Genomic DNA, 23,404 nt, shown 5'->3' with positions numbered 1-23,404 from the left:
AGCCATGTCGCTACTCGCCTTTGTCTTCGCAGCCGTCGTATTGGCCATCACACCCGGCCCTGGCATTGCCTATGTCGTCGCCCGTACGGGAGCCGGCGGTCGTACTGAGGGTTTGGCCTCGTGTCTGGGCACCGGGTTGGGTGGCCTGGTTCACGTGCTGGGTGCAACGCTCGGGCTGTCACTGCTCATCGCGCAGTCGGCTTGGGCATTCAACCTGGTCAAGTATCTCGGTGCTTCCTACCTCGTTTACTTGGGTGTACGCATGCTGCTCCGCCGCAGCTCGGGCGACGCAGCACCGACGGTAAGCGCTCAAGGTGCCCGGCGAGCCTTCATGGAAGGCATCGCGGTTGAAGCCTTGAACATCAAGACGGCACTCTTCTTCCTGGCCTTCTTGCCGCATTTCACCGCGCCAGAATTATCGCTGGCGCCGCAGCTGGTGGTCCTCGGGTCCATCTGCGTGGTGCTAAACACCTTTGTGGATGTTTTGGCGGTGTTCGGTGCGGACCGCATGCTGAAATCCAGCACGGCCCGCGCAGCACGTGCGAAGGTTTTGAACCGCGTCTCTGGCGGCACGATGGTCGCGCTGGGCGTCTTCCTTGCCACCTCACGACGCGGCGCCTGAACTCGCTTCGCTAAATTTGAGCTCCCAAAGTCCAAAGCGGCCTTTGGCGGAAGCAAATACGACTTCGCTTCTTGTACATCGTCGGGGACGGCCCCGTCACCATGGGGAACCTGATGAACTGGATTGTTCTATTCGTTGCTGGGCTTTTTGAGTCGTATAGGCTGTAGGCCTCAAATACACCGAAGGCTTCACGAGGCTCTGGCCCTCTGTCGGTACAGGATGGCCTCCCTATAGCCTTGGTCTGCTCAGTTGGGCTATGCGTGACCTCCCTGTTGAAAGAGCCTATGCCGTATGGTGGCAATCGGTGCCGCGGGCACGGCCCTCGTTGGCGTGACGCTCCTAGGCGAACCTTCAACTGTGGCAAGGTTGGCGAGGCTGGTTCTTGTGGCCGCTGGCATTGTTGGACTCAAGTTGTCAGCAAACGCATAGGCTCAATGCAACGACCTGCGCGACAACCCTCGCGCAAGCTTCCGCTTCGGATCTGAGAGCGGTCATTGCGGCGTCTGTGACGGCGGACTGCTGTTCAGCCTAGACCGGTCGTTCGCTGCCTGGCGTCGGACGACAGCTGATGGCCGCGTGCCGTCAAACGCGGCCGGCAGAACTCGACCCACAGCAGCCGATTGCGGCCAGCCTGCCAGCATCCCTTGACAACAACATACCGGACGCTCAACTCAAACATTCCGGTTGGCTCAACGATCTGTGATTCGATCGGCTGAGAACCTCGAATGACCGTCAACTTGTCGATGCCCAGTCGTCCGCCTGGAGCGCGCCAATAATCTTCGATACCTGGACGAAGACCGCCAAGGTATATTTTTCGTGTGCGTTTGCTAATCACCCTGGAGTTCCTGCGCGGCTTTCGCAAGATCTCTGGAGGGCGGCAGGCCGAACAAACGCGCATATTCCCGGCTGAACTGGTTTGGACTTTCGTAGCCGACGCTGAAGGCGATCGATGTCGCGCTGCCCTGACCGGAGATCAGTTGTGACCGCGCGTGCAACAACCGGATACGCTTCTGATACTGCAACGGACTCAATGCCGTTACCGCCTTGAAATGGCGATGAAATGCCGAAACGCTCAACGCCGCCATCTCGGCCAGGGCATCAACCCTTATCTGTTCGGTGAAGTTGCGTCGTATCCAGTTAATCGCAACGCCGATACGCGAAAGCGCCGTGTCCGGCGATGCGATATCTCGCAGCATCCAGCCGAGCGGCCCCTGAAGCACCCGAAACAGAATCTCGCGCTCGTACGAGGGAGCAAGCACCGCGATCTCGTCCGGCCGCTCCATCAACCGGAGCATCCGAATCCAGGCGTCGAGCAGTTCATCATTGACCGGTGCGACTGAAAATCCAGAGTCGAACAGCGTCCTGCAGACCTGCACCGGCAGATCGCGGATGAGCGCCGCGACGATGGTGGGATCGAGCGTCAGGCTGACTGCAAGATACGGTTCGCCGGTCGCGGTCGGATGGACGGTACCAACCGCGGGTAGATCCACGGACATGACGAAGTAGGTCGCCGGATCATAGTGAAAGGTCCGGTCACCGACCGTCATCGTCTTCGATCCCGTCAGGATCAGGTTCACCATAGGCTCGTAGACGGCAGCGAGCAGGTGCTCGGGGATTTCTCCCTGGACCATGGCGACACGCGGAATACCCGTCTCGGTGCGCCTGTTTTCAGCCCGGGACGTTAGTGCTCTTAATTCCTGTAGTTGCTTTTCCATGGCCCCACGCTAGCAGAGGCCATCCGGGCATGCAATCCAACAGCAGAAATAGGCAAGTTTCGAGGAGGATCGGGTGAGTGCGCGGTGCTCGATGGTCGTATCTTCACTCTCACCAGACAGACGGGAGAGACCCAGTGAAGATTGTCATTGTGACCGGAAGTAGTCGTGGCATTGGTGCCAGCACCGCACTCGAATGCGCCAGGCGTGGAATGGGTGTGGTCGTCACCTACAACAGCAATCCGGAACAGGCGACACAGGTTGTGAAAGCAATCGCCGGGATCGGCGGGGCGTCGGTTGCCCTGAAGCTCGACGTCGGCAACAGCAGCTCGTTTCCCGAGTTTCGCGAAGCGGTCTCCGCACGGATTAATGCCATCTGGGGCAGGCAGACCTTCGACTTCCTCGTGAACAACGCCGGGCACGGCCTCTACGCTCCAATCACCGACGTGACCGAAGACCAGTTCGATGGGCTGTTCAACGTGCATCTCAAGGGACCGTTCTTTCTGACCCAGGCACTTCTGCCGCTGATCGAGGACGGCGGCCACGTCGTCAACGTCACCAGTGCGACCAGCCGCGTCGCCACCGCAGGCGTCGCGCCCTATGCCGCGTTCAAGGGCGGACTGCAGGTTCTGACTCGCTACATGGCCAAGGAATTCGGGGAGCGGCGCATCAGAGCGAACTCGATTGCGCCGGGAGCGATCCGCACAGAGCTGGGCGGCGGATTGAACGATGAATTCGAGGCCATTCTTGCGGGCCAGACGGCGCTCGGGCGGGTGGGCGAGCCCGAAGACATTGGCGGCGTCATCGCAAGCCTGCTATCCGACGAGAGCCGCTGGATCAATGCCCAGAACATCGAAGTGGCGGGCGGTTACATCATCTGAATCGGGGAGAAATCATCATGCTCGACCACGTCTTCATATCCGTCAGCGATATCAATCGCTCGATCGCTTTCTACGAGAAGGCGCTCGCACCGCTCGGCATCGTACATGCGATCGACTACGACGGCAGCCAAGGCCCCGCCGGCCACCCTGATCTCAAAGGTTTTGGTGCGAACGGGCGCGTGTTCTTCTGGTTGCGCGAAGGTACGGTCGAAGGTCGCGCCGCACACGTCGGTTTCATCGCCGCTGGCAAGCGCGAAGTCGATGCGGCTTTCTCAGCGGCGATGTCCGTAGGTGCCACCGAAATCCATCCGCCCGGGCCGCAGCGTCACTATGACCCGCGCTATTACGCCGCTCAGGTGCGCGACCCCGACGGCTACAGCCTCGAATTTGTCTATAAGGAATGGCAGCACTGATATGAAGAAGCTCATGATTTACGGCGCGACGGGATATACCGGTCGCATGGCGGCAGAACATGCCTCAGCAGCAGGTACGTCGATAATCCTCGCAGGACGCAATGAAGCGACGCTCGTACCGCTTGCTGCGAGGCTCGGGGTGGAGTATCGGGTCTTCGCGCTCGAAGACTCTTCTGTGATTGACCGATCACTCTTTGACGTCGGTGTCCTCCTCAACTGCGCGGGGCCATTTTCCAGGACCGCCAATGTCATGATGACGGCTAGCATCTGCAACGGCGTGCACTATCTCGACGTCGCCGCGGAACTCGACGGATATCGTCTGGCCGAAGTGCTCGATGCAGAGGCCAGAACTGCTGACGTCATGCTTCTGCCCGGCAGCGGCGGCAGTGTCGCAATGCTCGGGTGCCTTGCCGAGAATGCTGTTGCGAGAACGAACAATCCCTCGAGCATCAAGGTGGCGATGCACGTCTCGGGCGGTCTGTCACGAGGCTCGGCCGTCAGCGCCATGGGGAGCGTCACCGTCGAAACTCTGGTGCGGGCCGACGGGAAGCTGGTCCCCCGGTCTGCAGGAGCCATCCGAGGGTTCGACTTCGGAAAGGGTGCCGTCGACTGTTTTCAGGTGACACTCCCCGATCTCATCACGATCTGGCGATCGACGAACGTGCGAAACATTGAGACGTTCGTCCACGTGACGGGCGATGGATTTCCACGAGGTGATCTCTCTGCACTGCCAGACGGACCGAGCGTGGAGGAACGACTGGCCAACCGGTACCAGGCGGTCGTTGAGGTAACTGATTCCGACGGCAGGATCTTCCGCTCGGTTCTCGATACGGTCAACGGCTACACATTCACGGCAACTGCTGCGGCCGAAGCCGGCCGGCGCGTTTTGGCCGGCGAGGCCCGCCCGGGCTTCCAGACGCCCGCGATGCTGTTCGGCAGCGGTTTTGCCAGGACAATCGCAGACACCACCATCGTAGACGTTTGAGGAGCAGGCCATGGAGAAACTCGTTGCTACATTTATCCAGACCGCCAATTCCTTCGACGTCGAGGGCGTGGCGACCCTTTTCACAGCCGATGCAGTTATCGACGACGTTTCCGTTGGCGATGCCTTTGTTGGTGCCGAAGGTATTCGCCTCTACCTCAGGCAATTTTTCGTTGGCTACAAAACCGCCAGCAAGCTTCTGTCCCTGGAGCAACTGGACGACTTCACTGCCGTCGCTCGCGTGGATTTCACAGGCGACTTTGGCCACGAGATCGGGACTCTCAAGATCAAGCGCAACACCGATGGTCTTATCGAGCGAATCGACGCGAATCTCGAATAGCGATCACGGGATACAGCCATTGCTGCTTGCCTGGGCGCTGATGCCGCGATGGCTTCACTTCGCAAACTTCTGGAATAGGAAGGACAACACTTATGACCATGTCAACATCACTCACCAACGAAGCCGCAGACAAGCTTGCGGTTGTCGATGCCCTCTACCGGTTCGCCGCGGGTATTGACCGTCGCGACATGAACCTTCTATCCTCCTCACTCGCAGAAAACGCCGTATCGGACTTTCGCCAGGCCGCTGCTAAAGCCGGGTTCGACTATCCGGTCATCGAGGGCAGAGACGTTATCGTCGAGGCCCTCACGGTATCTCTCGCGACTCTGGATACGACGCACTCCGTCACAAACCCGCGGGTCACCATCGCCGGGGACACGGCCCGCCTCGATGCACTTGTAGAAGCCCAGCATGTACCACGGGGCGATCATACTCGTCACTATCTGATGAAGAACCGCTACGATGTCGAACTGGCAAGAAAGGGCGATGTCTGGATCATCACGCGGAGCACGATCGACAACGTCTGGCGCTCTGGAGATCCTGCGGTTCTTTCTGTTGTGTAGAGTGTGTTTGGCTGGAGACTGAACTGCGGCGTGATCGAGTTAGCGTCGCCACGACGCTGCGCACTCGGTCACTCCATCCGGAGCACATAGTAGGCCTTGCGGTGATGCCTGTTTATCACCCAATGACCGAATTGCGCCAGGCAGCGGGCGTCCGCGCAGGCTCGGCGATTGACTCTTCCTGGCCGGTTGCCGAAGTTCGAGGCAGACGCCAATCGAGCGCTGCGGTCGCGCGGCGAACTTCCGTAGCCGACCCGCACCTGCCTTTGGGTCTTCACCAAAGCGGCCGATCAAACACACGCCTCTCGGCATCAGGGTGACGGTTCGACGCCGAATTCGCCGAACCAACTTGCGCTTCAGCGGGTTCCTGCGACTCCCCTAATCGGCAGGTCGTTCCGGACTCCGTTACCGTGATCGATTGTGAACATTGCAATTGCGGAGCAGTCGCGATCACCAAAACCCGCGTCCACGGCGTCACGCATCCGGCAGTGAACGACATCAAGCATCGGCAGTACGCGAGCCGCAGCGGTGGCGGCCTCCTTGGCCAGACGAAGATCCCTGAGACCAAGCGTTGCCTTGAATCCGGGTTCGTATTCGTTCCGGATGATATTGCCGGAATAGGTTTGATAGGGGCGACTGCCGAACAGCGTACGCAGGATCAACGTAAAGAAGCGCTCTCGCGAAAGTCCGTTCGTCTCCGTTAGAACTACGGCTTCCGCCATCGCCTCAATGGCCATCGTGATCATCATGTTGCAGGCGATCTTGGCAGCATAGGCCGTGGACGGCTCATCGCTCATGTCCCAGACGTGTTCGCTAATGACTTCCAGTGCCGGCATCACTTTTTCCACCGCAGCGGGCGCGCCGGCCGCGAGGACGTTCAGTTCACCCTTAGCGGCGACGTCCGGCCGGCCGAGCACTGCAGCCGCCACATACGCGATACCTGCCGCGCGATGAATCTCCACCAGTTCCCGCGCGAATGCTATTGACGAGCGGCGAACGCCCGCGGTTTTCAAGCAAGCGACCGCGTCGCTTGCCTCGAACTCAAAATAGCGCTATGCGATTCCTGAGACATGCGAGCCTACATCGATAACTCCAACTTCGAATATATGTCGCCTTAATACATCTTCATCTTTCGGTGATATTTTAACCACTGTGTTAAACATTATAGTGTCAATATTTTTACGGTCGATCCGGTGTGCTTTAACTCACGGTCAGAGAGCAAAACTGGGAAAGCCTTCATTTCCAGCGAGAAGCTTCCGCAACCGGCGCTTAGCTTGCTCCAGCCGATGCACTGGCAAGGTCGATAGCTGATCATCGTGAAGTCGAAGCAGTGCCGCAATGTGAAGCGCGTCTATCTCGTTGAGGGCCCACTTCTGGGTGTCCGCTGCGCGAACGATGCTCGATTTCAAAGCTTTCTCGGCAGCGAGGAGGTTGTCCTTCTGTTCCTGCACAGTTGCGTCGTCACTCAGGTAAAACATCCAGTAAAGCGTTTTCAGGAGTTCTCCAGCGAGATCAAGGTTGCCTTGCCCGTTTTTCATTGCCGCAAGCGCCATGTGATTCCTGAGCGAAATCGAGCGCGCGATTGACGGTGACGTGGGTAATAAGTCGCTGCGGCTGAGCCGCTGCGCGTTCGGGGTCGATTTACGTTTGTTCGATTTCGATGCCATGGCAGATATTGAGGCGAAGCGATGAACGGTACCCGGCTCGGTTAGAGGGTGTTCACTCCGACGCGTTCCATCTATTACAACGAAACAATCTGCTGGAGCAGTTTCAAGGCAGTACCTTCGTCTAGACGTCCAATTCGCGCTTTTCCCGCCAGCGTCTTCAACAACGCTTCAGCAATCGGTGCGATACCCCGGAGCGTATCCAGGTCTGTCATCACCGTAGAGGGATTGTTATTCGCCTTGTACACCTGAGCGGCGGCTGATGCCATTGGAACTGTTTCCAGTGTAGAGGTGTTCTCGTTGCTATTTGCGAGCGCTCCCGATACTGCGTTGACTAAATCGCTCTGTGCCTCTGGTTCAGCGCTTTCCGCCTTAACAAGCCCTCGATCAGTCTGATCGGAATCTTTAGCAGCGTCCTCAACCGCGATGTCTGAAGAAGCGTTTTGAACGTCCGATGCCGACCGCGATTTCGATCGGTGTCGCGTCGGCGGTGCAAGCTTATTCGAAACAGCCGCCGGCACGTCCACAGTCTCGCGCGGTGTGTCAAGCCAGCCCGACGGCAGGTCCAACACGTTGGTGATGCGCTCGGATTCTGCATCGTCCAGGCGCTTCTTCCCGTGCAGGCGATGGGCCATGTTCGATTGGCTGAGGTTTAATAAACGACCCAGCAATGCCTTTGAACCATTGCGCGCTGTCAACACGTGCAGATTAACCCGCCGAATTTCCAGCACAGAGGGCTCGGCAGCTAACTCCAAGGAATGCTGAAGCTCGGCTTTGGTCGGTCCGGCCACCTTGGTTCCGCTGGGTCCGTTCTGCTTCTGGGCTCGATTGCCTGTGTCCGTCGAGCCGCCTTTCTTGGTCGACGGAGGTGGTATCGCTACTTTGGGCTCTTTGGTTGCCATCTCATTACTCCGTGTTATCGGAACTTCATGCGGAGTCGTGTAAGCAGTCGACGATACGAGAGCGTTCTGGTCCGACCCAGCGCCGCCCTCCTCGGCTACACCGTCGTTCAGCAGGATTTCCAGCGGTGAGCGCAGGCGGGCCGTTACCTCTGGAGTCAATACAGGGTACGGTTGATCAAAAAACCCGTGCGGCAATCCCAGCGTTGCTTCCATGTGAAACGCCGTCTCGGCTGTAAATCGTTCGCCGTTTGCCAGCTCCGCGATGCGCGCCAAGTTTGAATCAAGCGCGAGAGCAAGATTCTCGGCGCCCACGGCGTTCACGAGCAACTTGAACGCTCGCGTCTTGATAACGGATGCCGTCTGCGCTGGCTCCCGCGACGGCACCGATTTTACAAAGTGTTTTTTGATGTGTTGCGCCGGGTTTCCAGTTGGGGGTTGACGCGACGCTTGCGACTTCTCCCCCCGCGCTTTAGAACGCCCGTAAGGTTGGCCCATCGAATAACTCCAGTTTATTGTGGTGCCGCGGTCTCACAACCGGCAGCACGTGCACGGTACGCGAAGACCGAAATCACGGGTTATAGGCGTTTGATACTGAGACAGCGTAAGCGGGCTGCAACGGTCCTAACGTGCGAAATCGCTCGCATCAAGTCTGACCTCGGTTGCCCCACAACGCGATGCGCTGGGCCAGAGCGCTAATGCGGCGATGGCCCGCAGCGAAGGTGCGAAGGATTTGCTCGGCATTGGCATCCTTTCGCAACCAAAAATACTGCTCCAACGCTGCTTTTTGAGACGGATGATTCTACCTCACGCCCGCCAACGGTGACCGAAAACGTACGACGCCGAAGCCATCGTCGAGGCTGCATCCCGGCCGTCCATGAACTTTGTTGCCGTGAAGTCGGTTGAGCAACGGGACATGCAGGCAGCGCACCGTGTGCGCGAACTTCTGGTCCAGCAACGAACGGCGATTATCAACCAGGCAAGGGGTCTTCTTGGCGAGCGCGGCATTGCGATGGCCCGGTCGCCAGCAGCCTTCAGGCGATACCCGAGATTCTCGTACAGAGTGAGGGGGAGCTCACCAGCTTCTGCCAGTCCCTGATCTTGGCGCTCGTTCAACATTTGCGCGTTCTGGAAGAGGAAATAGCCGTGGCAGAAGGCTGGATTCGCTCGTTCATGAATCGCTCGGCTCTGTGCCAGAAGATCGCGGCCGTCCCGGGAATCGGCCCAATTACAGCGACGGCAATTGTCGCCGCTGTCGGCCGCGCGGACGGCTTCAGGAATGGCCGTCATGTTGCGGCGTGGCTTGGTCTGGTGCCCAGGCAGCACTCGTCCGGCGGAAAATCGCAACTCTACGGCATCAGTAAAAGAGGGGACAAGTATCTACGGACACTGTTAATTCACGGAGCCAGATCTGTCCTGATACGCGTGTCCGGCAAACTCGACGCCCGTAGCCGTTGGCTGCAGGAGTTGATTGCGCGTCGAGGATATAACCGAGCCTGCGTTGCATTCGCCAACAAGAATGCACGCATCATTCAAGTACTTCTGAGCACCGAAGCCACATACAAACCTGTTGCACTGGCCGATACATGAAGGCACTGAAAACTATGAAGAACCCATGTTAGCGATAGCGAAATAACCATCACTGGTTTGCTAAGCTTTCTGATTGTGATGACAAAACCGGTTAGACCAGCGCCCCACGATCCTGTACTTTATGCCGGCCAATAAAAAAGGCCGAACTGCTGCCAAGGACAGGGCGCGCGGATCTCATCAAGGCTGCTGCGGGCATGTCGATAGGCCCACCAAGCAAGCCGGATACATGTTTGCAGACCGTTTTACGTCACAAAAGAAAGCTTGCAAAACGCGTCGGGTCCATACATGCATAAAGTGGATGCGCGACATCGTCTCTACCGGAAACGGCGGCCTGCCACGCTTACCTTCGGGCGCATGCGGCAATACCAGCGCCACCAGTTCGCCCCATGGAACCACCCGGTTCATCTCGTCGAGGAACTCGCGCTTGCGCGTTCGTTTGGTCGTCAAATCCAATCCCCGATTACCTTGTCTCACGCCCAAATCGTCGCAGTCGACGGCATATTTGGCAACTCAATTCCTGCATGATTTATGCAGACCTTCCTTAACACAGTCCGCCCTCTCTTGATTCCGAACTCGGACCCGCGCGCGCCGCCGAGCGTGACGCAATGACGCGTATTGACGGTTTGGAGAGGTCACATGCTGACGACGCGGGGCGCGGTATTACGCCGCTAATTTCGGGCTCCTCTTGCGCATGAGGTGGCACAAGCGATCGGTGAGCGGTGAAATGTTGTGGGAATGCCGCTCCAGCGCTCCACCGGTCGTAATGCACATCCTGAAAGCGTTCACTGCTTGACCCGCTCCACGGTTGCGCAACCCTTTCCCGACGCAAATGGTAATGGGAGTTCTTTGTTCTTTTTGGCACCGGGGTCACGTCACCACAACACGGTGGCCGCCTCGGATTCGACGTCAACGCCGCCGCTGTGCGCCAGGGCGATGCGCTTTCAAACATAAAGGCCAATACTGCCCCCGCTGTTCCGCGATGCCCGGGCCACGCACCTGTGCGCAGGAACGACTGCAGTGGCATGGCGGTTGCGCCGCCCGATGGGCGCCTATGCGCTTAACCGCTTAACCCGTAGGAGAAGATTATGGGATTACGCGAAGGGAACGTCGCATAGAGGCGGGTGCTTTCCAACGGCACGCCGTCGCGTCCTCTTGATGTGCGAGTAGTTCGGAGCCCTGCCGCCGGTACACGCGCCGAGCCGGGAATTTCCGACGCTGTTGCCGCCCGTGCTGCGAGTTCCGCATTCGGAACGCTGCAGCGATGCATATCTGCATCTCTTTGCAGATACTTAGCGTAACCGGCCAGAGAATCGTCGGCAAACCTCTAGTTTGGTGCTCCCTTCTCGCGCCCCCCTCCGCCAGCAGCTTTCGATACCAGGTCGCCTATCAACGTGAGCAATCGAGTTGTATCTACGGGCTTAGGGAGGAACCAATCGAATCCGGCTTGATAAGCTCGTTCTTCGTCTTCCGGGCGAGTGAAAGCGGTAATAGCGACCGCTGGCGTTGGAATTTGCTGCTCGCGGATCCAGCGCATCAATGAATAACCATCTTCACCGGGCATGCCTATATCCGATGCAATGATGTCGTAAATATGAGAAGACAGCAGATGCCGCGCCGCGTAAGCAGATTCGGCTGTTGCAACCTGCGCGCCCTCCAGTTCGAAAACCGCTGCCATTGCTGCAAGCGCGTCAAGATTGTCTTCGACAATCAGAATCCGAACCCCGTTGAGGCGACAAACATCGGCGTCGCGCCGCGAGATTCCTGTGAGCGATTTGTCCTCCCCTGTCGGTCCGTCCTCCGAGTCAAGGCGTCGAAGGGTCACGACGAACTCGCTGCCCAAACCAAGTCCATCGCTCCGCGCGGTAATTGATCCCCCATGAAGATCAACAATGTTGGCGGCGATCGAGAGTCCGATGCCAAGGCCGTCATGGTGACGGCCGATTGCGGTATCGGCCTGTGTGAACGGCTCGAAAAGGTGCGGCATAAATTCGGGCGCAATTCCGCTGCCATTGTCGGCAAAGGAAATCTTGGCGTCCCTTGCCTGACCTACAAGTGAAACTTTCACCCAGCCGCCCGAGCTAGTGTACTTGACAGCATTGTCCAAAACATTGACGAAGACTTGCCGAAGCCGCGATACGTCGGCTTTCAGCGAAATGTCATGCTCAACCTCGGCAATAATCTGAACATCCTTTGTAAGCGCGGCCGCTTTGACGTCGCTGATCGCAGCGTTCATGACCTTCTTTAGGGAAACGGTCTCAATTTCTAAGAACAGCTTGCCCGACGTTATCCGTCCTATATCAAGCAGATCGTCGACGAGCTTCGCCTGCATTCGGACGTTTCGCTCGATAGACTCGAGCGCTCGCGCCACAAGTTCGGAATCTCGATGATTTTGACGTAACAAATAGATCCACGTTTGCATCGCGTTCAAGGGCGTGCGAAGTTCGTGTGATACGGTCGCGAGGAACGCGTCCTTTAACCGGCTCGCATTTTGCGCAGCTGCCTTTTCACCCCGCTCCCGCTCTAAAAGCCTGTCTCGTTGGGTCTGCAATGCTTTCTGAGCCGAGATGTCGATGGTGATACCGTCGAATCTAATCGGCCGCCCGCTCGCATCGCCATAGGTACTCCCTTTGGCGCGGATCCATCGGACTTCGCCGTCTGGCGATACGGTTCGATACTCAATGTCATACGGTTTTGCAGTCAGGACAGCCCGTGTGACCGCCTCGCGAGTGGCCTCTTGATCGGCGGGGTGAATGATCGAATAAAAGCGGTCGAAATCGACCTCCTCATCATCCGTGAGCCAAAAATGCTGCCTGCAGCGGGCGTTCCAAACGATCTTATTCAACGGCATCGGGCAATGAAAGGTGCCGATCTCCGCAGCTTCGATCGAAAGCGCGAGGCGCTCCTGTTCCTCCCGCAGGCGCTCCGCATTCTGGAGGTTATCTTCGACGTCTGCGATCATGCCCACCCACTCGAACACATCACCGCGTTCGTCCTTGGTGCCAGCGGCGTTAATTCGACAGCGATGGTAGTCGCCAGCTGCCGAACACCACACCCTCACATCGACACGATATGGCGCGTCGGTCTCGACCGACTTTGAAAGAGCTGCCGCTGCCTTCGCGCGATCGTCCGGATGGATCATCTGGGCCCACCCGAAGCCCTGGTGTTCCTCCCAAGGCTGCCCTGTAAATCGCTGCCATGACGACTGCGGCGATGCAAACCGTCCATCAGCATCGCACTGGTACACGACGTCACTAGCGGCAGCAACGAGCGACCGGTAACGCGACTCCGCGGCCACCCCAAGGCCATCTGCTGCCACCGCATCGTCGATGTCGACGGTCACGCCGAGCCAGCCGTGAAAGCCGCCGTCCGGTGCCACGACTGCTTTAGCACGCGATGAAAACCAACGGTAACTTCCACTGATCTTCATCCGGTGCTTAATGCGGAAGTCCACCCTGCTGCTAATCGTGTGCTGCCAGGCAGCCGCGGTGGCTGCTACATCATCTGGATGAAGGGGATCTTCCCGCCCATTTGAGTAGCGATTGTGAGCGGTCGGTGCAAAACCGAAATAGGGGTCGCTGATAAAGTCGATTAATCCATCGGGCTCTGCGGTCCAAGACACCACTGGCATTGACTGCGCCAGGAGCCGATAACTGCGAAAGATGTCTTTGCCAGACCAGGCTTCCCCTGAAACCGGAGCACGCTCCGGCGCCCCATTTTCTACTGGCATATCGCCGCCCTGCTTCAAAGTCGAAAGATATTTTAAAAAAGCACGTTGGGCTGTCGCTGAGCTGCCAACGAGTACTTCGGGCGTTCTGATGTTCGCCGCCGCCGCGTACTCAGTATTATATAAACCATACAATGCCGGGCGGAGGCTCTAAAAAGCGCGCGAGGAATGAAGCGAGAACGATCATGTGAAAGGAAGTCTAAGGGGGCGCATTGTCGCGTAGATACCGTCGGGTGAGCAAGCAGCGGGCCAGCCGGCAGGGCCGGCTCCGTCCGTCAATGCGCCTACCTGCTAGGCAACAAGGCACCGGTTTATTGAAGCGAGGGCAACGACGACAGGCCGATAGGCTGAGCGCGGGCGTCCGCAGCCCCGCCACCTACTGGCGATCGCAAAGCCGACCTATCGACAATTCTCGCGTTGCGACTCCGCCGACTAGTTGTTTTTGATGCGGCCGGCTATGGACGACCCCAGGCTGACACCGGTGACGCAGAACTTGATGACGGATTGCAGACCAGCAACAGCCGTTCAAATGATCTGTCGCTAGTTACGGACGAGGCTCAGGGGCGACTCGCGGCGCTAAGGCCGAAGGCGGCGTCGGCAAGCGCAACGGCGGCGCCGCAGTCCGGGGCAGCCACTATCGGCGCGGGAGTCAGGTGGACCGATGTGTCGCGGATTGCAGCCGGACCGGGTAGCATCGGATGCCGCCGGATATGAACGCGTCCGCGGCGGAATGCACATGACCCGGACCGTCCATTCACGTTTCTTGAACCAACGCGCTTATTGGATACTTTGCAATTCGACGATTGGTCGTATAACCTTTCTCGTGCCCCGTCCATCCGGAAGCACGATGACCGATCTGACCGCCGCTCCTCGCCCATCAGGTCACGACAACGAAGGTCATGCTTGGCCTCAAGCGGTTCAGGAGCGCCGCAACCACGATTGCAGGCATCGAGTTGATGCATCGCATTCGAAAGGGTCAGTTCAATCTCGCAACGTTCGACCTCAAAGATACCGCTACGCCGACCGTTTGGAAAATGGTCCTGTCGGTTCAATAAGCTATCCTATTAAAAACAACCTCATCGATCATTTCTGCTATTTGCTCCAGAGCCCCCAGGGATACGCACGCGCTACTTTTCGCCGTGAAAAGTGGGGCGTCGCACCAGTCCCGGGCCAATGGATTCTCGATCGATGGAACACAAATCCGATTGGAAATCCCGGTCGGGTAGCGGCCGCCAAATCGGGCTGCCCGTTCAATAACCATCGGAATTTGTGTATAACGGGCCTAGTCCGGGGGCGACGGCCGCCGGAATTTATACATCTAATAGCCTTGCGCCCGGTCAATGGCGCCGACCATGCTTTCGCCTGCGAGATGTCGCCGAAGATTCTCCAGCACGACCTGCACGGCGCTTTCAGGCCGCGTCGCGCTTGCGATATGCGGTGTCAAACGCACACGGGGATGCGCCCAGAACGGATGCCCCGGCGGCAGCGGTTCGGGATCGGTGGCGTCGAGAATGGCCAAGTGCAGCTTGCCACTGTCGAGCGCGTCGAGCAGATTCTGCTGCACGAGATGCGGTCCGCGTCCGACGTTGACGAGTGATGCGCCGCGCGGCAAGCCATCGAACACGCCCTTGCCGAGCAGGCCGCGTGTCGAATCCGTGAGCGGCAGCAGGCAGATGAGGATATCGCTGCGGGCCAGGAATGCATCGAGCGCGCCATCGCTCGCGTAACACTCGAGGCCTTCGATCGCGTGCTGCGAGCGACTCCACCCAGCGCATGGGAAGCCGAACCGTTGCAGCATTTCGAGTGCCGCCGTGCCGAATATGCCGAGACCGAGCACGCCCACGCGCCGCGTCGATGCCTCGGGATCGGCCTTGTAGAGCAATGTCATCAGTCCTTCGACACCCAGATCTTGCGCGTCGGCTCAATCACCCGCCACGTTCCGACGAAGTCTGGCTTCATCACGAAGCTATCGCCCGCGCGCACGGTGAAGGGTTCCTGACCGTCTTCAGTGATCTCGGAGACACCGGACAGGATGACGCACACCTCCCACGTGCTGCCCTTGATGCAGCGATAAGCGCCCGGCGTTACTTCCCAAACGCCGGTGCGCACATCGCCCGACTCCGTCTGGTCGATGTCCCACGTCGTGAATACCTGCGAGCCTTCCACGACACGGTCGGGCTGGGGCGCGCCGATGCGGGGCGTGCCGAGGTGATTGAAATTGAAATGAACAAGTGACGACATGGCAGTCAATCCAGAAAGTTAAGGGCGAACACGAAGCAGAGTGTATAAGTGCCAATTTGTGAATCGAAAGCGAAAACGGTGATGAATCTGCGCTTTTTATGCGTATTCGAGAATTTCACGCAGCATTTATGCTCGCCTCCTTCGCACTTCTTCTGGAGCGTCGCGCTTAATAGACACCTCCAATGCATCGACTCATGAGTCGGGCGACCCCTCCGCCTCCGGGCTGCCCGATAAACGCTTGTTCGACCTGGTATTCGAATTACTGCAAAAACTAAGGTTATTTAGCAGTAATACTGCTTGTATATGCGGTTCAACGTTTGTTTTAGGCGATTCTGCGAGATTAGAATTTCTCACATCGAATCGACGAAGAGGTGGAGCGTGACTGAATATCTGGCGCAGGTAGCACTCGATGTCCTCGAAGTGAAGCGCCTGTTCGCGGATTCGGCTTCAGTTGTCGAGTTTTTTCCGGACGTGGCGGACCTCGATGTCCGCGCCTCGGTCGACGAGGGCGCACTGGTCGAAGACCCGGCGACCGGACAGGTCATCGCCCGCGTGCAGGTCCGTGGAGCGGACGAGATTCGTGCCGCCATCGACCATGCGGAACGTGCGTTTCCGGACTGGCGCAATCGGTTGGCGGAAGCGCGCCGCGCCGCACTGCGGGCATGGGCGACTGCGGTTCGCCGGGAAAGTGCCTCGCTCGCAAAGATCCTGAGTGCGGAGCAAGGCAAGCCCTTGAACGAAGCGGAAGCGGAAATCCGCTACGGTGTAGCGTTCATCGACTGGTTCGCCGATGAAGCGATTCGCGTAAGCGGCCAGACCTTTACTCCTCACAAACCGGCCAGCATGGGCTGGGTTTCGAAGCAGCCGATCGGCATCACCGTCGCCATCACGCCGTGGAATTTCCCGATGGCGATGATCGCGCGCAAAGCCGCCGCCGCGCTCGCGGCCGGCTGTCCCGTGATCGTCAAGCCCGCACCCGAGACGCCCTTGTCCGCGTTCGTGCTGGCGACGCTTGCGAAGGAAGCGGGCATTCCAGATGGCGTGTTTCAGATCATTCACGGCGACGGCGAGCGCTTCGCGGGCATCATCGCCGGCGACAGCCGCGTGCGTGCGGTGAGCTTCACCGGCTCGACCGCCATCGGCAAGATCTTGTATGGACAGTCTGCCGCGACCGTCAAGAAGCTCTCCATGGAACTGGGCGGTCACGCACCGCTCCTCGTGTTCGACGATGTCGATCTCGATGCAACCGTCGAAGCCTGCATGGCCGCTAAATTCGCGACCTCGGGACAGGACTGTCTCGCCGCGAACCGCATCTATGTGCAGCGCAAGCTCTATCACGCATTCTGCGATCGCTTCGCCGGTCGCGTCGCCGCCCTGAAGGTCGGGCATGGCCTGTTGCCTGATACCGATATTGGTCCGATGACCAAGGCGGCTGTCGCCAGTAAGTGCCGCGCGCAGATCGACGACGCCATCCAGCGCGGCGCGCGCGTGCTCGCGGGCAATGGCGAGATCGACGGCAACTTCGTTACACCCACCGCCCTTTGCGATGTCACCGACGACATGCTGATCGCGCGGGAAGAAACTTTCGGGCCGGTCGCCGCCATTCTTCCATTTGATACGGAAACCGAAGTGATTGCCCGCGCGAACACCTCGGAGATGGGGTTGGCCGCCTATGTGTTCACCGCCGACCTGAACCGCGCAATCCGTTGCTCGGCCGCGCTCGAGTACGGCATGGTGGCGGTTAACACCCCATCGTTCACGGGGCCGCCCGTGCCGTTCGGCGGATGGAAGGAATCCGGACTGGGTCGCGAAGGCTCGACGCATGGTATCGACGAATTTCTCGAACTGAAGTACGTATGCGTCGGCGACCTCGCGCGCGGCATGACGCCATCGCACGCGGTTTAAATCACTCAATCAAGCTGAACCAGATTTGTCATAGAAAGGAATACTCATGGAATACATCGATCAGATTACCGAGATGGACCGACGCTCGGTGTTGCATCCGTTCACATATCTGAAGGACTATGCGACGGGCACTACCGATCCCGTCATCATCGAAACGGGCAAGGGCGTGCGTATCAAGGACGCGACGGGCCGCGAGTATATCGACGGCTTCGCCGGTCTTTACTGCGTGAATGTCGGCTATGGCCGCACGGAAGTGGCCGAGGCAATCGCGCGTCAGGCGTACAAGCTTGCTTACTACCACAGCTATGCATCGCATACGACCGATCAACTGGCGAAGCTCTCCGATCGTCTCGTGAAGATGGCGCCGGGCAAGATGTCCAAGGTGTTCTACGGGCTGTCCGGGTCCGATGCCAACGAAACGCAGGCGAAGCTCGTCTGGTACTACAACAACCTGCGCGGCCTGCCGCAAAAAAAGAAGATCATCTCGCGCGAACGCGGCTATCACGGTTGCTCGGTCGTGTCGGGATCGATGACCGGCCTCAGTTTCTATCACGACCACATGGATCTGCCGACCGCGCGGATTCTGCATACGGGCGTGCCGCATCACTACTGGGGTTCGGAACCGGGCGAAAGTGTCGCGGCCTTCGTCGCGCGCCGTGCAGCCGAACTCGAAGCGATGATCCTGCGCGAAGGGCCGGAGACGGTCGGTGCTTTCATCGGCGAGCCGGTGCTCGGCACGGGCGGCATTATTCCCGCGCCAGAAGGCTATTGGCCCGCGATTCAGGCGGTTCTCAAGAAGTACGACGTGCTGCTGATCGCCGATGAGGTCATCACTGGTTTTGGTCGTACCGGCAAGCTGTTCGGCTCCACGCTCTATGGCATGGAACCGGATCTTGTCACGGTGGCGAAGGGGCTGACGGCCGCCTATGCGCCGCTGTCCGCGAGCATCGTCAGCGAGAAGGTGTATCAGGTGATGGAAGACGCGACGCCGCAGGTCGGCAGCTTCTCGCACGGTTATACCTATTCCGGCCATCCGATCAGCGTGGCGGCGGCCAATGCGGTGCTCGATATCGTCGAGGCGGAAGATCTGCCCGGCAAGGCGGAAACCAACGGCGCGTATATGCAGACCCGCTTCAGGGAACGTTTCGCGGATCTGCCCTTCGTCGGCGAAGTGCGCGGCGTCGGCATGATGGCGGCGGTTGAGTTCGTCGCGCATTCGGGCAAGAAGCTGCGCTTCGATCCGGCGCTGAAGGTCGGCGCACGCATCTCGCAGGCCGCACGCGATCGCGGGTTGATAGCGCGCGCCATGCCGCACGGCGACATTCTGGGCTTCGCACCGCCGCTCACCATGACGCAGGCCGAGATCGACGAGATGGTCGATATCGCAGGCAAGGCCATCGATCAAGTCACGCAGGAACTGCATAAATCCGGCGATCTGCAACGACCGGCGCAGCCTGACCTGATTTACACCGCCTCAACCGGACGACTCACATGACAGCCAAGCCCATCCTCGAAATCCGCGATCTGAAAAAGCGCTTCGCCGCCGATCTGGTTCTCAACGGCATCAACCTGAAAGTGAATCAGGGCGAGGTCATTTCGTTGATCGGATCGTCGGGATCGGGCAAGAGCACCCTGCTCAGATGCATCAATTTTCTCGAGATGCCGACTTCCGGCGCAGTGAGCCTGCATGGGCAGACCGTGCAGTTCGATACCGACCGGCAGGGTGTGAGTTCATCGAAAAACACGGCTGCTATTCCCGAGTTTCGCAAGCAGATCGGCATGGTGTTTCAAAGCTTCAACTTATGGCCGCATCGCACGGTGATCGAGAACGTGACGGAAGCGCTCAGGTTCGTCAAAGGGATGAAGCGTGCCGAAGCGGAAGAGACGGCTATCCAGATGCTGGCGAAGGTGGGCATGGCGGAGAAGCGCGATGCCTATCCTTCGCAACTGTCAGGCGGTCAGCAGCAACGCGTCGCAATTGCGCGGGCGCTGGCGATGAAGCCGGGCGTCGTGCTGTTCGACGAACCGACCTCGGCGCTCGATCCGGAACTCGTCGGCGAAGTACTCAAGGTCATTCGCAAGCTGGCGGAAGAGGGCAACACGATTTTGCTGGTCACGCATGAAATGCGCTTCGCGCGCGAAGTATCGTCACGCATCATCTTTTTGCATCAGGGACGAATCGAGGAAGACGACACGCCGGAAGTCATCTTCACCTCGCCGAAGTCGGAACGGGTGCGCAGTTTTCTGTCTCAACACTAACGACCGACCCCACCACGAATCGGTCCGGTGACATGCTTTTAAACCACTCTCACTGTTTGGAGAAAACTGTATGAAATGGTCTTTTCTCTCGCTCGCGATGAGCGCCGCAGTATTGTTCTCGGCCTACGCTCCGGCACAGGCGGCGACCTTGTCCGTCGGAACCGAGGGTGATGCACCGCCCTTTAGCATGGCGGATGCCAACGGTAATGTCACCGGCTACGACGCCGATGTCGCGAACGCCATCTGCACCGAACTCAAGACGCAGTGCAAGTTTGTGGTCCAGTCGTTCAACACGCTGATTCCCGCGCTGTCGGCGGGCCAGTTCGATGTGATCGTTTCGGGCCTGGGCATTACCGAAACGCGCAGGAAGCAGATCGACTACTCGATTCCCTACGCCGGCGTGACCAAGTACTTCGCCGTCAAGAAGGGATCGCCGCTGCTTCAGGCCAGCTCGCTCGAAGCGGTCGGCAAGGCGATGGACGGCAAAGCGGTCGGCGTCGTGAACGGTACGACCTACGCGAAGTACGTCGAAAAGCATTTCGCGAATGCGGACATCAAGTCGTATGACTCGGTCAATGCGATGGTGAGCGATCTGCAAAGCGGGCGGCTCTACGCCGCGTTCAGCGATTCGCCGACCTGGGCCGATGTGATGAAAACGCCGAGCGGCGCGGCTATTACGCGTGTTCCGGTGGCAGTTCGTCAGAAGGAAGACCCGGAAATTCTCGGTACGGGCATGGGCGTCGGGATCCGCAAGGGCAATGTGGAACTGAAAAAGCAGGTGGACACGGCGCTCTGCACGCTGATCAAGAACGGCACGATGAAGAAGATCAGCGAGAAGTGGTTCCAGGAAGACTACACGATTCCGTGTGCGCTCTGATTGAGAAGCCGGCAGGACGTGCAGGATGCGAGGCGAGATCCGGCCTTCGTCCCGCACGCGATCGACACCCCGAACATCCGTCTGGAAGCGAACCGCCACGATGCTTATCGACACACTACAGTTACTGCTCAAGCAAGGCTGGCTGATATCGATCCTCAAGGGGAGCGCGGTCACCATCCTGCTTGGCTTGCTTGGCATGGTGCTCGGCATCGTCGTGGCGGTGCCGCTCGCCATCGCGCGCTGGCGCCGTGTGGCGATCCTGTCTCTGGCGATCGAAGCCTTCACCGGCGTTATCCGCAGCGTGCCTGGCCTGCTCGTGATCTATCTGCTGTTCTTCGGCTCCGTGGAAACCGTCGATCACATCGGCGAATTGTTCGGCTTCCGCGAGGGTCTGCGTTCGGCATACAGCTTCATCATGGGCACCGTTTCGATCGGTGCGATCTCGGCGGCCTATTCGATCGAGGTGTTGCGCGGCGCGCTGCAGTCCATCGCGCCGGGCGGCATCGAAGCGGCGCAGGCGCTCGGCTTCAACCGCCTCACCATCTACCGGCGCGTGATCGCGCCGCTCATGTTCCGCTATGCGCTCGGCGGCCTCAACAACGTCTGGCAGATGACGATCAAGGATACCTCGCTGGTCTCGGTCGTCGGCCTGCAGGAACTCATGCGCGTGTCCGCGATTGCCGCGGGCATCACTCATAGCCCGCTGCTGTTCTACATGATCGCGGGCCTCGTTTTTCTGTTCATTACTTGGTCCAGTCAGCGCGTGTCCGTCGTGATCGAACGCACCCTGAATCGCGGCTTCGTCGGAGGTAGGTGATGGGTGATCTGATCAATACGTCCCTGCCGTTTCTGCTCAAAGGGGCGCGCGTCACCCTGCTGATCGGCATCGTAGGGATCGTGGCGGGATTTCCGCTCGGTGTCGGATTGGCATTGCTGCGCATCGGCGCGCGCCGCTTACTCGCCCGCCTCGGAGACACCTACAGCGGGCTCTTTCGCGGCACGCCGATGCTGGTGCAGATTTTCATCATCTATTACGGCTTCGGGCAACTGCAGTTCATTCAGGACACACCTGTGCTGTGGTGGCTCTTCGGCGACAGCCTGCACTGCGCGATGCTGACGGTGCTGCTCAATACGATCGCCTACACGTCGGAGATTTTCCGGGGCGCGTTTCTGGCCGTGCCGAAAGGCTCGCTCGAAGCGGCGCTCGCGTGCGGCATGTCGCCGGCGACGCTGCTGCGACGCGTGAGCTTTCCGCTCGCGGTACGTCACGCGCTGCCGGCCTATGGCAACGAAGTGGCCATCGTCATCAAGGAATCGAGTCTGGCATCGACCATCACGGTGCTCGAAATCACCGGTGAGGCGAAGCGGCTGATGAGCGAGACCTTCGCCATCATCGAGATCTTCGCGATTGCATCGGCGCTTTATCTGCTGATCAACTTCTTCGCGCTGCTGGCCATGCGCGTAATCGAACGGCGACTCGCTGAAGGCGGCGCATCGGCGCGGCGGCCCGCGCTCTAAGCGTGTACCGCATACAGACGGTCTTCGGGCCAACGGGATAACAGGGCAAGGTAACGCATATGCAACAGCAGAAAAACGTGGCGCGCAGCGCGCAACGGCATGTCGTGGTCGTCGGGGCGGGGGCGGTGGGTCTGTCGACCGCACGGGCGGCACTGCTGCGCGGCCACCGTGTGACGATCATCGAACAGAACACGGTGCCGAATCCGCACAGTGCCTCGTTCGACCAGCACCGGATGATCCGCTTCCAGTACGGCGCGGCGCAAGGCTATACGCGCATGGTTCATCAGGCGTTCGCTGCGTGGAACCGGCTGTGGCGCGATCTCGGCGCGCAGCATTATTACCGCGCCGGCGCGCTCGGCGTCTCGACGGATACGAACGACTATGTCGCGGCATCGGTTCCGTCGCTCCAGGCGGCGGGTGTTGCATTCGAATGGCTCGACCATGCAGACATGGAGAAGCGCGTTCCGCAACTGAAGTTGCCGAAGGCGGCGTGCGGCCTGTACACGGACGAAGGCGGCGTGCTGTTCGCTGACCGGATCGTCAGCGGACTCGCGGCCTGGGTCAGAGCGCATGGCGCCACCATCCACGAGAATACGCGCGCGGTCGAAGTCGAGGTTTCGCGGGCCAGAGTGCGGATCGATGGCGGCACGACGATTCAGGGCGATGCACTCGTCGTGGCCGCCGGCGCGTGGCTTCCCACGCTTGCTCTCGACGATGCTTCGGCAGTCAGGCTGAACCACGGCAATCTGCCGATCTGGCGGCAGGCCGTATGTTATGTCGGACCGCCCGCCCAGTATGCGGAAGCGTGGGCCGGCGGTCCTTGTCTGACCGACATCGGGGAGGGCGACAACTACGCGCTGATGCCGGTGGACGGAACCGGACTCAAATTCGGATCCGGCGCTCATCGCCGTGTCGGCACGCCGCGCGACGGATTTGCGGCGGACCCGGCGGAGGGCCATAAAGTCATCGGCCACTTCGCGCCGTATCTGCGCCGCGCGGAAGAGTACGTTCCACTGCGCATGGCTGTAGGCTATTACGTGAAGGACACCAGCGAGCAGTTCAACGTGCAGCGCTTCGGCGACGGTATCGTCGTCACGAATTGCGATGGCCAGATGTTCAAGTTTTCGGCGTTGATGGGCGAGCGGGTTATGGAATGTCTCGACGGAGACCTCGACGCGCGGGATCTGTCGACATGGGCGGCGGGCGGCTGACTGGCT

At 59.3% G+C, this 23,404-nt stretch carries 19 protein-coding genes and 5 pseudogenes; 16 read left to right on the top strand and 8 right to left on the bottom strand.

The window, feature by feature from the left end; genetic code table 11:
* Positions 1-4: 4 nt before the first annotated feature.
* Together AC3D25_RS00990 and AC3D25_RS00985 are read left to right on the top strand one after the other, a co-directional pair.
* Positions 5-622 (top strand): LysE family translocator, encoded by a 618-nt coding sequence (locus tag AC3D25_RS00990; protein ID WP_488886981.1) that lies wholly within the window; start codon positions 5-7, stop codon positions 620-622.
* A 113-nt stretch (positions 623-735) separates the two neighbouring features.
* A pseudogene (locus AC3D25_RS00985) lies at positions 736-1,051 on the top strand (SMR family transporter).
* A 398-nt stretch (positions 1,052-1,449) separates the two neighbouring features.
* Here the strand turns inward: AC3D25_RS00985 and AC3D25_RS00980 are convergent.
* Positions 1,450-2,337: an AraC family transcriptional regulator gene (locus AC3D25_RS00980; protein ID WP_309911378.1), complete on the bottom strand. Its 888-nt coding sequence runs from the start codon at positions 2,335-2,337 to the stop codon at positions 1,450-1,452.
* A 134-nt stretch (positions 2,338-2,471) separates the two neighbouring features.
* On the opposite strand from AC3D25_RS00980, the gene AC3D25_RS00975 reads away from it, so the two are divergent.
* The 5 genes from AC3D25_RS00975 (at position 2,472) to AC3D25_RS00955 (ending at position 5,513) form a co-directional block, all read left to right on the top strand.
* On the top strand, positions 2,472-3,215 hold the full coding sequence (locus tag AC3D25_RS00975) for an SDR family NAD(P)-dependent oxidoreductase (protein ID WP_488886652.1): 744 nt from the start codon (positions 2,472-2,474) through the stop codon (positions 3,213-3,215).
* A gap of 17 nt (positions 3,216-3,232) precedes the next feature.
* Complete coding sequence (locus tag AC3D25_RS00970; RefSeq protein ID WP_488886651.1) at positions 3,233-3,628, top strand: VOC family protein; 396 nt, start codon at positions 3,233-3,235, stop codon at positions 3,626-3,628.
* 1 nt (position 3,629) lies between these two features.
* A complete protein-coding gene (locus AC3D25_RS00965; RefSeq protein ID WP_488886650.1) occupies positions 3,630-4,613 on the top strand; it encodes a saccharopine dehydrogenase NADP-binding domain-containing protein in 984 nt (327 codons plus the stop codon).
* A 10-nt stretch (positions 4,614-4,623) separates the two neighbouring features.
* Positions 4,624-4,950, top strand: a complete 327-nt coding sequence (locus tag AC3D25_RS00960; protein ID WP_488886649.1) for a nuclear transport factor 2 family protein — start codon at positions 4,624-4,626, stop codon at positions 4,948-4,950.
* Positions 4,951-5,042: 92 nt separating this feature from the next.
* On the top strand, positions 5,043-5,513 hold the full coding sequence (locus AC3D25_RS00955) for a nuclear transport factor 2 family protein (RefSeq protein ID WP_488886648.1): 471 nt from the start codon (positions 5,043-5,045) through the stop codon (positions 5,511-5,513).
* A 353-nt stretch (positions 5,514-5,866) separates the two neighbouring features.
* Here AC3D25_RS00955 and AC3D25_RS00950 read toward each other — a convergent pair whose 3' ends face one another.
* From AC3D25_RS00950 to AC3D25_RS00940, 3 genes are all read right to left on the bottom strand, one after another.
* A complete protein-coding gene (locus AC3D25_RS00950) occupies positions 5,867-6,523 on the bottom strand; it encodes an NAD(P)-dependent oxidoreductase (protein WP_488886647.1) in 657 nt (218 codons plus the stop codon).
* A 198-nt stretch (positions 6,524-6,721) separates the two neighbouring features.
* A complete protein-coding gene (locus AC3D25_RS00945; RefSeq protein WP_488886646.1) occupies positions 6,722-7,177 on the bottom strand; it encodes a hypothetical protein in 456 nt (151 codons plus the stop codon).
* 74 nt (positions 7,178-7,251) lie between these two features.
* A complete protein-coding gene (locus tag AC3D25_RS00940) occupies positions 7,252-8,571 on the bottom strand; it encodes a hypothetical protein (protein WP_488886645.1) in 1,320 nt (439 codons plus the stop codon).
* Between the two features lie 340 nt (positions 8,572-8,911).
* Between AC3D25_RS00940 and AC3D25_RS00935 the strand changes: the two are divergent.
* Positions 8,912-9,663, top strand: a pseudogene (locus AC3D25_RS00935) (IS110 family RNA-guided transposase); the annotation flags it as partial.
* 279 nt (positions 9,664-9,942) lie between these two features.
* Here AC3D25_RS00935 and AC3D25_RS00930 read toward each other — a convergent pair.
* Together AC3D25_RS00930 and AC3D25_RS00925 are read right to left on the bottom strand one after the other, a co-directional pair.
* Positions 9,943-10,137: pseudogene (locus AC3D25_RS00930) on the bottom strand (transposase); the annotation flags it as partial.
* An 850-nt stretch (positions 10,138-10,987) separates the two neighbouring features.
* The gene (locus tag AC3D25_RS00925) at positions 10,988-13,390 is read right to left on the bottom strand and encodes a PAS domain-containing protein (RefSeq protein ID WP_488886644.1); all 2,403 of its coding nucleotides are present in this window, start codon (positions 13,388-13,390) and stop codon (positions 10,988-10,990) included.
* Between the two features lie 896 nt (positions 13,391-14,286).
* Here AC3D25_RS00925 and AC3D25_RS00920 point away from each other — a divergent pair.
* A pseudogene (locus tag AC3D25_RS00920) lies at positions 14,287-14,442 on the top strand (IS6 family transposase); the annotation flags it as partial.
* A 263-nt stretch (positions 14,443-14,705) separates the two neighbouring features.
* On the opposite strand, the pseudogene AC3D25_RS00915 reads toward AC3D25_RS00920, so the two are convergent.
* Positions 14,706-15,245, bottom strand: a pseudogene (locus AC3D25_RS00915) (NAD(P)-dependent oxidoreductase); the annotation flags it as partial.
* 29 nt (positions 15,246-15,274) lie between these two features.
* Positions 15,275-15,628 carry a cupin domain-containing protein gene (locus tag AC3D25_RS00910; RefSeq protein ID WP_488886643.1) on the bottom strand — a complete coding sequence of 118 codons (354 nt, stop codon included), beginning with the start codon at positions 15,626-15,628 and terminating at the stop codon, positions 15,275-15,277.
* A gap of 378 nt (positions 15,629-16,006) precedes the next feature.
* Between AC3D25_RS00910 and AC3D25_RS00905 the strand changes: the two genes are divergently transcribed.
* From AC3D25_RS00905 to AC3D25_RS00875, 7 genes are all read left to right on the top strand, one after another.
* Positions 16,007-17,533 carry an NAD-dependent succinate-semialdehyde dehydrogenase gene (locus AC3D25_RS00905; protein ID WP_488886642.1) on the top strand — a complete coding sequence of 509 codons (1,527 nt, stop codon included), beginning with the start codon at positions 16,007-16,009 and terminating at the stop codon, positions 17,531-17,533.
* 46 nt (positions 17,534-17,579) lie between these two features.
* Positions 17,580-19,028, top strand: a complete 1,449-nt coding sequence (locus AC3D25_RS00900) for an aminotransferase (RefSeq protein ID WP_488886641.1) — start codon at positions 17,580-17,582, stop codon at positions 19,026-19,028.
* Positions 19,025-19,792 (top strand): amino acid ABC transporter ATP-binding protein, encoded by a 768-nt coding sequence (locus AC3D25_RS00895; protein WP_488886640.1) that lies wholly within the window; start codon positions 19,025-19,027, stop codon positions 19,790-19,792. Before AC3D25_RS00900 ends, AC3D25_RS00895 begins: the two co-directional genes overlap by 4 nt.
* A 70-nt stretch (positions 19,793-19,862) precedes the next feature.
* Positions 19,863-20,669 (top strand): transporter substrate-binding domain-containing protein, encoded by an 807-nt coding sequence (locus tag AC3D25_RS00890; RefSeq protein WP_488886639.1) that lies wholly within the window; start codon positions 19,863-19,865, stop codon positions 20,667-20,669.
* Positions 20,670-20,769: 100 nt separating this feature from the next.
* Positions 20,770-21,486 carry an ABC transporter permease subunit gene (locus tag AC3D25_RS00885; RefSeq protein WP_488886638.1) on the top strand — a complete coding sequence of 239 codons (717 nt, stop codon included), beginning with the start codon at positions 20,770-20,772 and terminating at the stop codon, positions 21,484-21,486.
* Positions 21,486-22,187 carry an ABC transporter permease gene (locus AC3D25_RS00880; RefSeq protein WP_488886637.1) on the top strand — a complete coding sequence of 234 codons (702 nt, stop codon included), beginning with the start codon at positions 21,486-21,488 and terminating at the stop codon, positions 22,185-22,187. The genes AC3D25_RS00885 and AC3D25_RS00880 overlap by 1 nt, the downstream gene beginning before the upstream one ends.
* A 59-nt stretch (positions 22,188-22,246) precedes the next feature.
* Entirely contained in the window at positions 22,247-23,398 is a 1,152-nt protein-coding gene (locus tag AC3D25_RS00875) for an NAD(P)/FAD-dependent oxidoreductase (RefSeq protein ID WP_488886636.1), read from the top strand.
* Positions 23,399-23,404 lie beyond the last annotated feature (6 nt).

This window comes from Caballeronia sp. SL1002, assembly GCF_057814995.1.
Note: the sequence above shows the minus strand (reverse complement) of the source record. Positions and strands in the feature narration are given on the sequence as shown.

Bases quoted from the DNA above. Each gene is read 5' to 3' on its own strand.
- AC3D25_RS00900 (WP_488886641.1), top strand. From the start codon at position 17,580: ATGGAATACATCGATCAGATTACCGAGATGGACCGACGCTCGGTGTTG.
- AC3D25_RS00890 (WP_488886639.1), top strand. From the start codon at position 19,863: ATGAAATGGTCTTTTCTCTCGCTCGCGATGAGCGCCGCAGTATTGTTC.
- AC3D25_RS00960 (WP_488886649.1), top strand. From the start codon at position 4,624: ATGGAGAAACTCGTTGCTACATTTATCCAGACCGCCAATTCCTTCGAC.
- AC3D25_RS00980 (WP_309911378.1), bottom strand. From the start codon at position 2,337: ATGGAAAAGCAACTACAGGAATTAAGAGCACTAACGTCCCGGGCTGAA.
- AC3D25_RS00925 (WP_488886644.1), bottom strand. From the start codon at position 13,390: ATGCCAGTAGAAAATGGGGCGCCGGAGCGTGCTCCGGTTTCAGGGGAA.
- AC3D25_RS00945 (WP_488886646.1), bottom strand. From the start codon at position 7,177: ATGGCATCGAAATCGAACAAACGTAAATCGACCCCGAACGCGCAGCGG.
- AC3D25_RS00965 (WP_488886650.1), top strand. From the start codon at position 3,630: ATGAAGAAGCTCATGATTTACGGCGCGACGGGATATACCGGTCGCATG.
- AC3D25_RS00895 (WP_488886640.1), top strand. From the start codon at position 19,025: ATGACAGCCAAGCCCATCCTCGAAATCCGCGATCTGAAAAAGCGCTTC.
- AC3D25_RS00955 (WP_488886648.1), top strand. From the start codon at position 5,043: ATGACCATGTCAACATCACTCACCAACGAAGCCGCAGACAAGCTTGCG.
- AC3D25_RS00970 (WP_488886651.1), top strand. From the start codon at position 3,233: ATGCTCGACCACGTCTTCATATCCGTCAGCGATATCAATCGCTCGATC.
- AC3D25_RS00880 (WP_488886637.1), top strand. From the start codon at position 21,486: ATGGGTGATCTGATCAATACGTCCCTGCCGTTTCTGCTCAAAGGGGCG.
- AC3D25_RS00910 (WP_488886643.1), bottom strand. From the start codon at position 15,628: ATGTCGTCACTTGTTCATTTCAATTTCAATCACCTCGGCACGCCCCGC.
- AC3D25_RS00990 (WP_488886981.1), top strand. From the start codon at position 5: ATGTCGCTACTCGCCTTTGTCTTCGCAGCCGTCGTATTGGCCATCACA.
- AC3D25_RS00940 (WP_488886645.1), bottom strand. From the start codon at position 8,571: ATGGGCCAACCTTACGGGCGTTCTAAAGCGCGGGGGGAGAAGTCGCAA.
- AC3D25_RS00885 (WP_488886638.1), top strand. From the start codon at position 20,770: ATGCTTATCGACACACTACAGTTACTGCTCAAGCAAGGCTGGCTGATA.
- AC3D25_RS00875 (WP_488886636.1), top strand. From the start codon at position 22,247: ATGCAACAGCAGAAAAACGTGGCGCGCAGCGCGCAACGGCATGTCGTG.